General features: G+C 71.8%; 9 protein-coding genes. 7 read left to right on the top strand and 2 right to left on the bottom strand.

Translation table 11 applies throughout. The features are described from left to right. The first annotated feature begins 33 nt into the window (after nucleotides 1–33). The 3 genes from IE241_RS22835 (at nucleotide 34) to pepN (ending at nucleotide 4,507) form a co-directional block, all read left to right on the top strand. Nucleotides 34–924, top strand: coding sequence for a helix-turn-helix domain-containing protein (locus IE241_RS22835; protein WP_190023667.1), 891 nt, complete (start codon nucleotides 34–36; stop codon nucleotides 922–924). A gap of 11 nt (nucleotides 925–935) precedes the next feature. Continuing rightward, complete coding sequence (locus tag IE241_RS22830) at nucleotides 936–1,241, top strand: chorismate mutase (protein ID WP_058044886.1); 306 nt, start codon at nucleotides 936–938, stop codon at nucleotides 1,239–1,241. A gap of 707 nt (nucleotides 1,242–1,948) precedes the next feature. Further along, complete coding sequence (gene pepN, locus IE241_RS22825) at nucleotides 1,949–4,507, top strand: aminopeptidase N (RefSeq protein ID WP_190023666.1); 2,559 nt, start codon at nucleotides 1,949–1,951, stop codon at nucleotides 4,505–4,507. Nucleotides 4,508–4,618: 111 nt separating this feature from the next. On the opposite strand, the gene IE241_RS22820 is transcribed toward pepN, so the two are convergent. Beyond that, entirely contained in the window at nucleotides 4,619–5,173 is a 555-nt protein-coding gene (locus IE241_RS22820) for a F0F1 ATP synthase subunit B (RefSeq protein ID WP_190023665.1), read from the bottom strand. 220 nt (nucleotides 5,174–5,393) lie between these two features. Between IE241_RS22820 and IE241_RS22815 the strand changes: the two genes are divergently transcribed. Both IE241_RS22815 and IE241_RS22810 read left to right on the top strand, forming a co-directional pair. Further along, nucleotides 5,394–6,839 carry a pyridoxal phosphate-dependent decarboxylase family protein gene (locus IE241_RS22815; RefSeq protein WP_190023664.1) on the top strand — a complete coding sequence of 482 codons (1,446 nt, stop codon included), beginning with the start codon at nucleotides 5,394–5,396 and terminating at the stop codon, nucleotides 6,837–6,839. Continuing rightward, nucleotides 6,836–8,338 (top strand): lysine N(6)-hydroxylase/L-ornithine N(5)-oxygenase family protein, encoded by a 1,503-nt coding sequence (locus tag IE241_RS22810; protein WP_190023663.1) that lies wholly within the window; start codon nucleotides 6,836–6,838, stop codon nucleotides 8,336–8,338. Before IE241_RS22815 ends, IE241_RS22810 begins: the two co-directional genes overlap by 4 nt. Here IE241_RS22810 and IE241_RS22805 read toward each other — a convergent pair. Next, nucleotides 8,294–10,111: a bifunctional metallophosphatase/5'-nucleotidase gene (locus IE241_RS22805; protein WP_190023662.1), complete on the bottom strand. Its 1,818-nt coding sequence runs from the start codon at nucleotides 10,109–10,111 to the stop codon at nucleotides 8,294–8,296. The two genes, IE241_RS22810 and IE241_RS22805, sit on opposite strands and share 45 nt — an antisense overlap. 137 nt (nucleotides 10,112–10,248) lie before the next feature. Between IE241_RS22805 and IE241_RS22800 the strand changes: the two genes are divergently transcribed. Both IE241_RS22800 and pyk read left to right on the top strand, forming a co-directional pair. Continuing rightward, a complete protein-coding gene (locus IE241_RS22800) occupies nucleotides 10,249–10,953 on the top strand; it encodes an SIMPL domain-containing protein (protein WP_190023661.1) in 705 nt (234 codons plus the stop codon). A gap of 143 nt (nucleotides 10,954–11,096) precedes the next feature. Continuing rightward, nucleotides 11,097–12,518, top strand: coding sequence for a pyruvate kinase (gene pyk, locus IE241_RS22795; protein ID WP_190023660.1), 1,422 nt, complete (start codon nucleotides 11,097–11,099; stop codon nucleotides 12,516–12,518). Nucleotides 12,519–12,520 lie beyond the last annotated feature (2 nt).

The raw sequence follows: 12,520 nt of genomic DNA, 5'->3' as shown, positions 1-12,520 counted from the left end.
GCACGGGGCCGACACCGCGGGAGGCCGGGACCCATGTACCAGACATGGATGCGCTACTTCAGCCCCGGACCCGTCCACCACCGCCTCGGCCTCGTCTGCCTCGGCGTCGGCTTGCAGCACGGAGCGCTCCCCGCCGTCGGCCCCCGCACCCTCGGCCACCACGTCGCCGTCGTCGTCCACGCCGGCAGCGGCTGGCTGCGCACGCCCGACGGCCGCACCCGCACCGTCACCGGGCCCGCGCTCCTGTGGCTCACCCCCGGCGTCCCCCACCACTACGGCGCCGCCGACGGGACCGGCTGGGACGAGAGCTTCGTCGACTTCACCGGCCCCGCCGTCGCCGCCTATACGGAACTGGGCTGCATCGAGCCCCACCGGCCCCTCGTGCCCCTCACGGACACCACCGCCGTGCGCGCCGTCGTCCACCGCATCGCCCGCGCCGCCCGCCGCGCCAACCCGCTCCTGGAAGTCGAGACCTCCGCCGCCGTCCACGAACTGCTGGTCGCCCTGCGGCGCGCCCGCGCCGACACGGCCCCCGACGGCGAACCCGTCCTCCAGTCCCTCGCCCGTGACGCCTTCCTGCCCCTGTCCGTCGCCCAGCACGCCGCCCGGCACGGCATGACCACCGCCGAACTGCGCGCCGCCGTACGCCGCGGGGCCGGCTGCAGCCCCAAGGACTACCTGCTGAGCATCCGCCTCGGCCGCGCCAAGGAGCTCCTCGCCGCCACGGAACTGCCCGTCGCCGCCGTCGCCCGCCGCGTCGGGTACGCCGACCCGGCCTACTTCAGCCGCCTCTTCACCCGGCGCGTCGGCACCGCGCCCGTCCGCTTCCGCGCCCGCCAGGAGCGTGCCGTGCCCGGCGGCTGGAGCGCGCGCATCCCCGACCCGGACCACCCACCGGTGATCGCACCCCGCCCCTCCGCATAGGCTCGGTGACCATGAGCAACAGTTCCATGGACGAGTCCGTACGGGCCGAGCTGGGCCGGCTGCGCGACAGCATCGACAACATCGACGCAGCGGTGATCCACATGCTCGCCGAGCGCTTCAAGGCCACCCAGCAGGTCGGCCACCTCAAGGCGGCCCACAAACTGCCCCCCGCCGACCCGGCCCGCGAGGCCCGCCAGATCGCCCGCCTCCGCGAGCTGGCCGAGAACGCCAAACTCGACCCCGCGTTCGCGGAGAAGTTCCTGAACTTCATCGTCGCCGAGGTCATCCGCCACCACGAAACCATCGCCCGCGCGTAGCCGCTTCCAGCGGGGACGACACGACTACGGGGCCGGGCCACGCCCACCTGCAGGCAGGCAGGCCGGGCACCGCCGGTGTCCGCCGCGGGGGTTGCTCGCTGTTGCGGCGGGGGGTTGATGCGTGGCGCGGGCATGATGCGCGGCGCGGGCCTGGCGCGGGGCGCGGGCCGGAGGGGCACCTCGGCTCCTCTCCTCCGCCGCAGCCGCGCTTGGCCACGATTGCGCGGCCCGGGAGGGGCCGCTCGGCTTCTCCCTTCCGCCGCAGCGGCGCTCAGCCGCGACGGCGCGGCCCGGCGGTGCCGTGCCCACCGGCAGGCCGGTCGGGCACGGCCGGTGTCCGCCGCGGGGGGTTGCCCGCTGTTGCGGCGGGGGTTGATGCGTGGCGCGGGCCTGGCGCGGGGCGCGGGCCGGAGGGGCACCTCGGCTCCTCTCCTCCGCCGCAGCCGCGCTTGGCCACGATTGCGCGGCCCGGGAGGGGCAGCTCGGCTTCTCCCTTCCGCCGCAGCGGTGCTCAGCCGCGACGGCGCGGCCCGGCGGTGCCGTGCCCACCTGCAGGCAGGCCGGGCACCGCCGGTGTCCGCCGCGGGGGTTGCCCGCCGCCGCGGCGGGGCCTGCCACGTGGCCCGGCACGGCCCGGAGCGGAGCGGCAGCCGCACCCCGGAATTCCTGCTTCGGCACAGCGCCGGCGATACGGCAGCATGGCCCCCATGCCCGTACTCACACGCGATGAAGCCCAGGCCCGTGCCCGTCTCCTCGACGTGCACCACTACGCCGTCGACCTCGACCTCACCCGTGGCGACGAGCTGTTCACCTCCACCACCCGCATCCGCTTCACCGCACGCCACGCGGGCGACACCTTCGTCGAACTCCGGCCCGCCACCCTGCACCGCGCCGTCCTCGACGGCCGCCCCCTCGACCCGGCCACGCTGGACGACAACCGGCTCCCCCTCGCCGCCCTCACCCCCGGCGAGCACGAGCTGCTCATAGAGGCCGACATGCGCTACTCCCGTACGGGCGAGGGCATGCACCGCTTCACCGACCCCGCCGACGGCGAGACCTACGCCTACACCCAGACCTTCCTCGACGACGTCCAGCGCGTCTTCGCCGCCTTCGACCAGCCCGACCTCAAGGCGGTCTTCGACGCCACCGTCACCGCGCCGCCCCACTGGACCGTCCTCGGCAACGCCGTCGCCACCCGCACCGGAGACCCGGCCGCCGAAGGCCGCTGGCAGCTGGCCACCACCCAGCCCCTGAGCACCTACTTCGTGGCCTTCGCCGCCGGCCCCTGGCACTCCGTCCGCACCGAGCACGCCGGCCTGCCCTTCGCCCTGCACTGCCGCCGCTCCCTCGCACCGCACCTCGACGCGGACGCCGAGGAGCTCCTCGACATCACGCGCCGCTGCTACGACCGCTTCCACGAGATCTTCGACGAGCCCTACCCCTTCGACTCCTACGACCAGGCGTTCGTCCCCGAGTTCAACGCCGGCGCCATGGAGAACCCCGGGCTGGTCACCTTCCGCGACGAGTTCATCTTCCGTTCCGCCGTCACCGACACCGAGCGCGAGACGCGCGGCGTGACGATCGCCCACGAGATGGCCCACATGTGGTTCGGCGATCTGGTCACCCTGCGCTGGTGGGACGACATCTGGCTGAACGAGTCGTTCGCGGAGTACATGGGCTACCAGGTCCTCGCCGAGGCCACCCGCTTCGACGGCGCCTGGACCGACTTCGCCTGCGCCCGCAAGGGCTGGGGCTACGACGCCGACCAGCGCCCCTCGACCCACCCCGTCGCCCCCGACGCCGAGGCCGTCCGGGACACCGCCTCCGCGCTGCTGAACTTCGACGGCATCTCCTACGCGAAGGGCGCCTCCGCCCTGCGCCAGCTCGTGGCCTGGCTCGGCGAGAAGGACTTCCTCGCCGGCATCAACGACCACTTCGCCCGCCACCGCTTCGGCAACGCAGCCCTCGCCGACTTCCTCGACTCCCTGGCCCGCCACACCGACCGCGACGTGCACGCCTGGGCCGCGACCTGGCTGCGTACCAGCGGCGTCGACACCCTCACCCCCACCCTCACCCCCACAGTCACCGACGATGGCACCGGCGGCTGGCGCCTGGACGTCCGCCACGACGGCACCCGCCCCCACCACCTCGCCGTCGGCCTCTACGACCGCACCCCCGACGGCTCCGGCGCCCTCGTCGCCCGCGAACCCCTCACCGCCGACCTGCCCGCCGGCGGCGGCACCCGCACCATCGAAGGCACCGGCCCCCGCCCGGCCCTCGTCCTGCTCAACGACGGCGACCTCACCTACGCCAAGGTCCGCCTCGACACAGCGTCGTGGGAGACCGCCCTCGGCTCCCTCTCCGCCCTGCCCGACCCCCTCACCCGGGCCGTCCTGTGGAACGCCGCCCGCGACATGGTCCGCGACGGCGAGCTCGCCCCCGCCGCGTACCTGGACGCCGCCCGCGCCCACCTGCCCCACGAGACCGACGTCGCCGTCACCCGGGCCGTCCTCGCCTTCGCCCGCGGCCAGATCGCCGACCGCTACGTCACCCCCGCCGACCGCCCCGCAGCCCTGGCCGGCCTCACCGCCCTCGCCCAGGACCTCCTCGACCGCACCCGGGACGACCAGGGGAAGGGCAGCACGGCCGAGGGCCTGCGCCTGACCGCCGTACGCACCCTCATCGACAGCGCCACCACCCCGGACACCCTCGACGCCTGGCTCCGGGACAACACCGTCCCCGGCGGCCCCGCCCTCGACCCCGAACTGCGCTGGCGCGCCCTCGCCCGCCTCGCCGTCCTCGGCGCCACCACGCCCGCCGCCGTCGACGCCGAACTCGCCCGCGACCCCAGCGCGACCGGCCAGGAGGGCGCCGCCCGCTGCCGGGCAGCCCTCCCGGACCCCGCGGCCAAGGAAGCCGCCTGGCAGGCCATGTACGACCCGGAGCACCGCCCCGAGCTCTCCAACTACCTCTTCACCGCCACCGCCGAAGGCTTCTGGCAGCCCGAGCAGCTCGACCTCGTACGCCCCTACCTCGACCGCTACCACCCCGCGGCCGTCGCCCTCGCGGCCCGCCGCGGCCCCGCCCTCGCCGCGGCCGCCGGCACCGCCGGCTTCCCCCGCCCCCTGGTCGAGCAGCGCACCCTCGACCTCGGCGAGGAGTGCCTGCGCACGGCCGGCCCGACCCCCGCCCTGCGCCGCCGGCTCGACGACCAGCTCGACGACCTGCGCCGCGCCCTGAGCATCAGGGCAGGCAGCCGCCGGTAACCCGCGCCCGGGAACACCCAGGGAACGCCGAAGGCTCCGCACCCGGAAAGGGGTGCGGAGCCTTCGGCGTCCGAGATGTGTCCCAGCGGCGGCCTGCGCGGCCCGCCGCTGTCAGCCGCGCGCCTCGCGGGCGGCGTCGGAGGCCTGCGCGGTGCGCAGCTCCTCCAGGAAGCGGTCCACCGTGCCGTTCTCGCGAGCGGACTGGGCGACGTCCTCACCGACGATGCGGCCGGCCAGCTCCGTGGCCAGCACGCCGACCTGCTCGCGCAGCTCGGCCTCGGCGACCGCGCGCTCGGCGTCGATCACCGCGTGGCCCGCGGAGATGATCTCCTCGCGCTGGCGCTGGCCCTCGGCGCGCAGCTCGGCGATGATCGCCGTGCCCTGCTCCAGGGACTCCTGGCGCAGGCGCGCGGCCTCGTGCCGGGCCTCGGCGAGCAGCTCCTGGTACTCGGCGTGGACGCGGGCGGCCTCCGCGCGCGTCTCCTCCGCCTCGTCGAAGCGGCCCTCGGTGGCCTTCTCGCGCTCGACGAGGACCTTGTTGATCCGGGGCAGCAGCACCTTCGCCATCAGGGCGAAGACGATGAAGAACAGCACCGCGCCGAGAACGAGCGGCGCGGGCTCGGGCTTGAGCGGCCCTACGTCGAGAGCGAGAAAGTTCATGGCCATGGGGTGCAGATTAGTCGACGGAACGGGGTGCGTCCGCCCCGGACCCCATTAGCAGACACATCTCACCCCCGTTGCGCGGCCTTACCACCATCGAGCGAAACCCGCCCCTACGCCGGTCACCGAACGTGCGCCGAACGTAACTTGTTGCAGTTGCCGCTCGTCACAGCCCGGACCGACCCCACAGCACGCGCTCGAAGTCAACCCAAAAGGGGCAAAGTTAATGCCTGCGCCCGCCGGCCCCACCGTCGCCTCCCCCCACGACGCCGCAGACCCCGCCCCCGCCCCCCTCGCCGGCGGCACCCGAGGCCCCCACGCCCTGCACCCCCTCCTCGGTACCGTGCTCGACGCCCTCGCCGAAGGCGCCGCCGACCGCCACGGCCCCTTCCCGGCCGGAGGCCCCGAGGCCGTCACCGCCCGCATGCGCGCCCGGGCCCTCCCCGTCCTCCCCGAGACCGGCACCGGAGCCCACGAAGCGCTCCACACCCTCGTCGGCGCCCTGGCCGAAGGCTCCGCCGACCCCGCCGACCCCCGCTGCGCCGCCCACCTGCACTGCCCACCGCTCGCGCTCGCCGCCGCGGCCGACCTCGCCGCCGCCGCCCTCAACCCCTCCCTCGACTCCTGGGACCAAGCCCCCGCCGCGACCGCCCTCGAAGCCCTCACCACCCGCGCCCTGGCCGCCCTCGCCTACCCCCGCCACCCCGCCCCGGACGCCCTGGTCACCACCGGCGGCACCGAGTCCAACCAACTGGCCCTCCTCCTGGCGAGGGAAGCGGCCAAGGAAACGGCCACACCCCTCCGCATCGTCTGCGGAGCCAACGCCCACCACAGCATCCACCGCGCCGCCTGGCTCCTCGGACTCCCCGCCCCCCTCACCCTCCCCACCCCCGCCGGCACCCTCGACCCCACCCGCCTGCACGACGCACTCACCGACCCCGCCACCACCGGCACCCCCACCCTCGTCATCGCCACCGCCGGCACCACCGACACCGGCCGCATCGACCCCCTGCCCGCCCTCGCCGACCTCTGCCACACCCACGGCGCCCGCCTCCACATCGACGCCTCCTACGGCGGCCCGCTCCTCTTCAGCGACACCCTCCGCCCCGCCCTCGACGGCCTCGACCGCGCCCACACCATCGCCGTCGACCTGCACAAACTCGGCTGGCAGCCCGTCGCCGCAGGCCTCCTCGCCGTCCCCGACACCACCGCCCTGCACCCCCTGGCCCACCACGCCGACTACCTCAACGCCCCCGACGACACCCGGGCCGGCCTCCCCGACCTCCTCGGCCGCTCCCTGCGCACCACCCGCCGCCCCGACATCCTCAAGATCGCCGTCACCCTCCGGGCCCTGGGCCGCCGCGGCCTCGGCGACCTCGTCGAACGCGTCTGCGCCGCAGCCGCACACCTCGCCGACCTCATCGACGCCCACCCCGGCTTCGACCTCTACGCGCGCCCCACCCTCAGCACAGTCCTCTTCCGCCCCACCCCCACCGACGACCGCACCACCGCCGGCCTCCGGCGCACCCTCCTCCACCACGGCCACGCCGTCCTCGGCCGCACCACCACCCCCGAAGGCCTCTGGCTCAAAGCCACCCTCCTCAACCCCCACACCACGCCCGACGACCTCCGCACACTCCTCACCCTCGTGGAAGGCCAGGTACGCCGATGAAGACCCCGCCACCCCCCAAGAACCCCCCGCAGAACACCCCCGACACCCCGCCGCCCCCCAAGCCCGAGACGGCCCCCGAGGCATCCTCCCCCCAGACCACCCCCGACCAGCCCCTCGACATCGCCGGCATCGGCATCGGCCCCTTCAACCTCTCCCTCGCCGCCCTCGCCCACGGCATCCCCGGCCTCCGCACCGCCTGCTACGACCAGAACCACACCTTCCGCTGGCACGCCGGCCTGCTCATCGACGGCACCACCCTCCAGGTCCCCTTCCTCGCCGACCTCGTCACCCTCGCCGACCCCACCAGCCCCTGGAGCTTCCTCAACTACCTCAAATCCCGAGAACGCCTCTACCCCTTCTACTTCGCCGAGCGCTTCCACATCCAGCGCGCCGAATACGACGCCTACTGCCGCTGGGTCAGCCAATCCCTCCCCGGCCTCCACTTCGGCCACCAGATCGACGCCATCCGCTGGAACCCCGAGCGCAACCTCTTCGAAATCGACTTCACCCAGCTCGACACCGACGGCGAAGCCGAAGCCCTCGGCCGCACCTACACCCGCAACCTCGTCCTCGGCGTCGGCACCGCCCCCTACGTCCCCGACCCCCTACGCCCCCTGGTCGACGCCCCCGCCGTCCCCGTCATCCACTCCGCCGACTACCTCGACCACCGCGAACGCATCCTCGCCGCCGAACACATCACCGTCATCGGCTCCGGCCAATCAGGCGCCGAAGTCTTCCTCGACCTCCTCCGCAACCGCCCCGCCGGCCGCGAAAAACTCCACTGGCTCGCCCGCACCCCCGCCTTCGCCCCCATGGAATACAGCAAACTCGGCCTCGAACAATTCACCCCCGACTACACCCGCTACTTCCACGCCCTCCCCGAAGCCGTACGCAACCAACTGCTGCCCCAGCAATGGCAACTCCACAAGGGCATCGCCGCCGACACCCTCGCCGACATCCACGACGAGCTCTACCGCCGCAGCCTCCACGGCGGCTGGCCCGACACCGTCCTCACCCCCGGCGTCTTCGTCCGCACCGCCGGCCGCGTCGGCACCACCCGCGTCGAACTCCACCTCGAACACGCCCAGCAAGGCACCCGCTCCCGCGTCACCACCGACGCCGTCATCCTCGCCACCGGCTACCGCGAACGCCCCGTCGACACCCTCCTCGCCGCCCTCGACCCCTACATCCGCCGCGACCACAGCGAACGCCCCCGCATCGACGAAAACCACCGCCTCGTCCTCGACCCCCTCGTCCGCGGCGCCATCCACGTCCAGAACGCCGAACGCCACACCCACGGCATCGGCACCCCCGACCTCGGCCTCGCCGCCTGGCGCAGCGCCACCATCCTCAACGCCATCACGGAAAAGGCGGCCTACCCCCTGCCGGAGCGGACCGCCTTCACCACCTTCGGCCTGGAACCGCGGCCCCAGCCACGGTCCCGCGCCACCGCATCAGAAGACCGGCGCACCATCCCGCGTCAGCTTCCAGTCCACTGAGGCGAACTTCGCCACATCGATCGTCCCCTGAGCCTTCACCCAGGAAATGATCGTGTTACGAATCTCCTCCGAATTCGCCCACACCTGCTTCGCCCGCGCCACATGCGGGAAATTCCCCCCGCCGCTCGCCCGGTAATTGTTCACCGCCAGCACAAACTGCGCCGCGTCCTCCAGCGGCTTCCCGTCGAACATCAGCTTCGCGATCCGCGACCCCGGCGCCTTCGCGATGTCGATCTCGTACGAGAGGCCGCTGACCGCGTCATAGTTGTAATCCGGAATACTCTCCGCATTCGTCAGCCTCGCCGGATCCACCGGAACCCCCGCAGGCGTCCGCACGAAATAGCGCGCCGAAAACTCCAGATACTCCCGCAACTGCGCACCCGTCAGCACCCGGGCCTCCAGAGTATTCTCGAACGGATACAGACCCGCCACCTGCCGGATCGACACCTTCCCCGCCGGCACCGCCGCCGTCCGCGAGAAACACGACGCCTGCGACAACACCGGCAGCGCCGCATAAGCCGTCCCGGCCAGCGCCGCCTTCACCGTCTCCTTCTGCACATGATTGATGAAGTCGATCACCGGAGTGTCCTTGTACGCCGCCTCACCGGCGCTCATCGCCGCCGTCGACGTACCGATCACCTGATTCACATACGCCACGACCTTCTCGTGCTCATCGCGCAGCAACCGAGTGATCTTCTTGTCCTCCGGCACCGCGTTCGAGTTCAGCACCTTCGCCGACACCGACTCCACCTGCCAGCGACCCCGCTCCCACACCAGACCGAAGTCGAAGAGGGTCAGCCGCTGACCCCACTTCAGCGGCTCCGACAGCACCACCTGCTTGCCCGTCTTCTTGTTCACCACCCGGTACTCCGGGATCTCCGTATGCGCATGACCCACCAGGATCGCGTCGATCCCCGGCACCTGCTCCGCCACCAGCGCAGCCGCATTCTCGATATACGGCAACTGATCACCGTACGAAGACGTCCCGCTCGACCCCGAATGCGCCGACACGATCACCACATCCGCACCCATCGAACGCAACCGCGGCACCCACTTCGCCGCCTGCTCCTCCAGACCCGGGAACACCATCTTCCCCTGCACATTCGCCTTGTCCCAGATCGCGATACCCGGATTCGTCAACCCAAGGATCGCCACCTTCACATCCCGCCCGAAAGGCGTACACACCCGCTTCATCACATAAGGCGCGAACGCAGGCCGCAACGACTTCGCATCCAGCGCATTCGCCCCCAGCAGCGGGAAGTCACACTGCTCCTCGAACTTCCGCAACACCGGGATGCCGTAATTGAACTCGTGATTCCCGAGCGCCGCCGCGTCATACCCGATCGCATTCATCGCCTGCGCCATCGGATGCACCGGGCCGTGCGCCTTGGTGATCGGATCCACCTTGGCGTAGTAGTACGACAACTGAGTACCCTGGATCGTGTCACCCGCATCGATCAGCAGAGTATTGCGGCGCCCCTTCTCCGCACGCACCTGATTCACCAGCGTCGAAATCTTCGCCAGACCCACGTCATTGTGCGCCTTGTCATCGAACTCGGCATCCGTGAAGTAATCCCAGTTGAAGACGTTCCCATGCAGGTCCGTCGTCCCCATCACGGTGAACGAGTACTTCCGCTTCCCCCGGCCGCCGGCCACAAGGCCCCCATCCACCTCCTGCGCCTCGGCCGACCCGGCACCCACCGCCCCCACAAGCGCGACCCCCGCACCCGTCGCGGCAGTACGCCCCAGAAAATTCCTCCGGTTCAGCGGCACTTCTTCTCCCCAAGTAGCAATGCTGACAACGCGCGTAGATTCTGACCCGGCCCACCAGCCCCGCAAAACCCCCACCAGGTTGCGATCCGATGACTACCCGGTAGCCCCACCACCCCGCCCCCGCCGACACTGAACCCATGACCGCACCCGAACCCCTGCCCTACGGCACCCCCGAAGCCCCCCGCGTATCCGTCCGCGGCGAAGCCCGCCTCCAAGTCGACCCCGAAATCGCCCGCCTCAGCATCGCCGTCGCCGCACGCGGCACCGACCGCGCCACCACCCTCCAAGACCTCACACGCCGCAACACCCAAGCCCTCGACCTCATCAAGTCCTACGGCGACGCCGTCGAAAAAATCGCCACCGGCCTCGTCACCATCGCCCCGCAATTCGCCGACAAAGGCCGCCACGAACGCGTCCGCTCCTACCACGGCAGCATCTACGTCACCGCCACCCTCAAAGACTTCACCGTCCTCGGCGAACTCACCACACGCATCGCCGACCTCCCCCTCACCCGCGTCACCGGCCCCTGGTGGGCCCTGCGCCCCGACTCACCCGCCCACGCCGAAGCCCGCCGCCGAGCCGTCCACGAAGCCGTCCAACGAGCACGCGAATACGCCGCCGCCCTCGGCGCCGAAATCACGGCACTCCTCGAACTCGCCGACGACGGCGCCGAGCAAGCGGGCTACGGAGCTCCCGCCGGCGGCATGCGCAGGCCCCGCGCCGGCGGCGGCTTCGCAGGCGCCGCCCCCGCCCCCGCACCCGAACTGGATCTCGAACCCCAGCAGCAGACCGTCCACGCCCAGGTCAGCGCCCGCTTCACGATGAGCCCGCCACGGCTCTGACACAGCCCGGCACGGGCCCCGAGGATGCTCATCGGAGCGCGCACGCGCACATTCACTCGTTGTCAAAAACCTTTTACCCAAAGGCCGTTGGGCTGTCGCGGACGACGGATCCGCTACCCACTGGTAGGTCATAAGGTCGAGACATGCGCCGAGCAAAAATCGTCTGCACCCTCGGGCCCGCCACCGACTCGTACGAGCAGATCAAGGCACTCGTCGACGCCGGCATGGACGTCGCCCGCTTCAACCTCAGCCACGGCACCTACGCCGACCACGAGGCCCGCTACCAGCGCGTACGCAAGGCCGCCGAAGAAGCCGGCCGCAGCGTCGGCATCCTCGCCGACCTTCAAGGCCCGAAGATCCGCCTCGGCCGATTCCACGAAGGCCCCGTACTCCTTGAACGCGGCGACGAATTCACCATCACCGTCGAACCCGTCGAAGGCGACCGCCACACCTGCGGCACCACCTACGACGGCCTCGCCGCCGATGTCGGCAAGGGCGAGCGGATCCTCGTGGACGACGGCCGCGTCACCCTCGAAGTCACCGAGGTCGACGGCCCGCGCGTACGGACCATCGTCATCGAAGGCGGCATGGTCTCCGACCACAAGGGCCTCAACCTCCCCGGCGTCGCCGTCTCCGTCCCCGCCCTCTCCGACAAGGACGTCGAAGACCTGCGCTGGGCCCTGGGCATCGGCGCCGACATCATCGCCCTGTCGTTCGTCCGCAGCGCGGACGACATCGCCGACGTCCACCGCGTCATGGACGAGGAGGGCCGCCGCCTCCCCGTCATCGCCAAGATCGAGAAGCCGCAGGCCGTCGAGAACCTCGACGGCATCGTCGCCGCCTTCGACGGCATCATGGTCGCCCGCGGCGACCTCGGCGTCGAAATGCCGCTGGAGACCGTCCCCATCGTCCAGAAGCGGGCCATCAAGCTCGCGAAGCGCAATGCGAAGCCGGTGATCGTGGCGACGCAGATGCTCGACTCCATGATCGACGCATCCCGCCCCACCCGCGCCGAGGCCTCGGACGTCGCGAACGCCGTCATCGACGGCACGGACGCGGTGATGCTCAGCGGCGAGACGAGCGTGGGCAAGTACCCCGTCGAGACGGTCAAGACCATGGGCCGCATCGTGGCCGCGGCGGAGGAGGACCTCCTGGCCAAGGGTCTGCCCCCGCTCACCGAGCGGAGCAAGCCCCGCACCCAGGGCGGCGCCGTGGCCCGCGCCGCGGCCGAAATGGGCGACTTCCTGGAAGCGAAGTTCCTCGTCGCCTTCACCCAATCCGGCGACACGGTCCGCAGGCTGTCGCGGTACCGCTCCCCGATCCCGCTGCTGGCCTTCACGCCGGAGGCGGCGACGGCGGCCCAACTGAGCCTGACGTGGGGCGTGGAGACGTTCCTGGGGCCGATGGTGCAGACGACGGACGAGATGGTCGACCAGGTGGACGAGTACCTGCTGCGGATCGGGCGGTGCCGGCGGGGGGACCGGGTGATCATCACGGCGGGCTCGCCGCCGGCGACGCCCGGCACGACGAATATGGTGCGCGTGCACCATATTGGTGAGGAGTAGGA

This window comes from Streptomyces hiroshimensis (genome assembly GCF_014650335.1).
In the GTDB taxonomy this organism is placed as follows: domain Bacteria; phylum Actinomycetota; class Actinomycetes; order Streptomycetales; family Streptomycetaceae; genus Streptomyces; species Streptomyces hiroshimensis.
This window is presented reverse-complemented; position numbering and strand designations above follow the sequence as displayed.

Excerpts from the sequence above, each read along its gene's own strand:
- IE241_RS22835 (WP_190023667.1), top strand. The coding sequence starts at position 34 with ATGTACCAGACATGGATGCGCTACTTCAGCCCCGGACCCGTCCACCAC.
- IE241_RS22800 (WP_190023661.1), top strand. The coding sequence starts at position 10,249 with ATGACCGCACCCGAACCCCTGCCCTACGGCACCCCCGAAGCCCCCCGC.
- pyk (WP_190023660.1), top strand. The coding sequence starts at position 11,097 with ATGCGCCGAGCAAAAATCGTCTGCACCCTCGGGCCCGCCACCGACTCG.
- pepN (WP_190023666.1), top strand. The coding sequence starts at position 1,949 with ATGCCCGTACTCACACGCGATGAAGCCCAGGCCCGTGCCCGTCTCCTC.
- IE241_RS22810 (WP_190023663.1), top strand. The coding sequence starts at position 6,836 with ATGAAGACCCCGCCACCCCCCAAGAACCCCCCGCAGAACACCCCCGAC.
- IE241_RS22820 (WP_190023665.1), bottom strand. The coding sequence starts at position 5,173 with ATGGCCATGAACTTTCTCGCTCTCGACGTAGGGCCGCTCAAGCCCGAG.
- IE241_RS22830 (WP_058044886.1), top strand. The coding sequence starts at position 936 with ATGAGCAACAGTTCCATGGACGAGTCCGTACGGGCCGAGCTGGGCCGG.
- IE241_RS22815 (WP_190023664.1), top strand. The coding sequence starts at position 5,394 with ATGCCTGCGCCCGCCGGCCCCACCGTCGCCTCCCCCCACGACGCCGCA.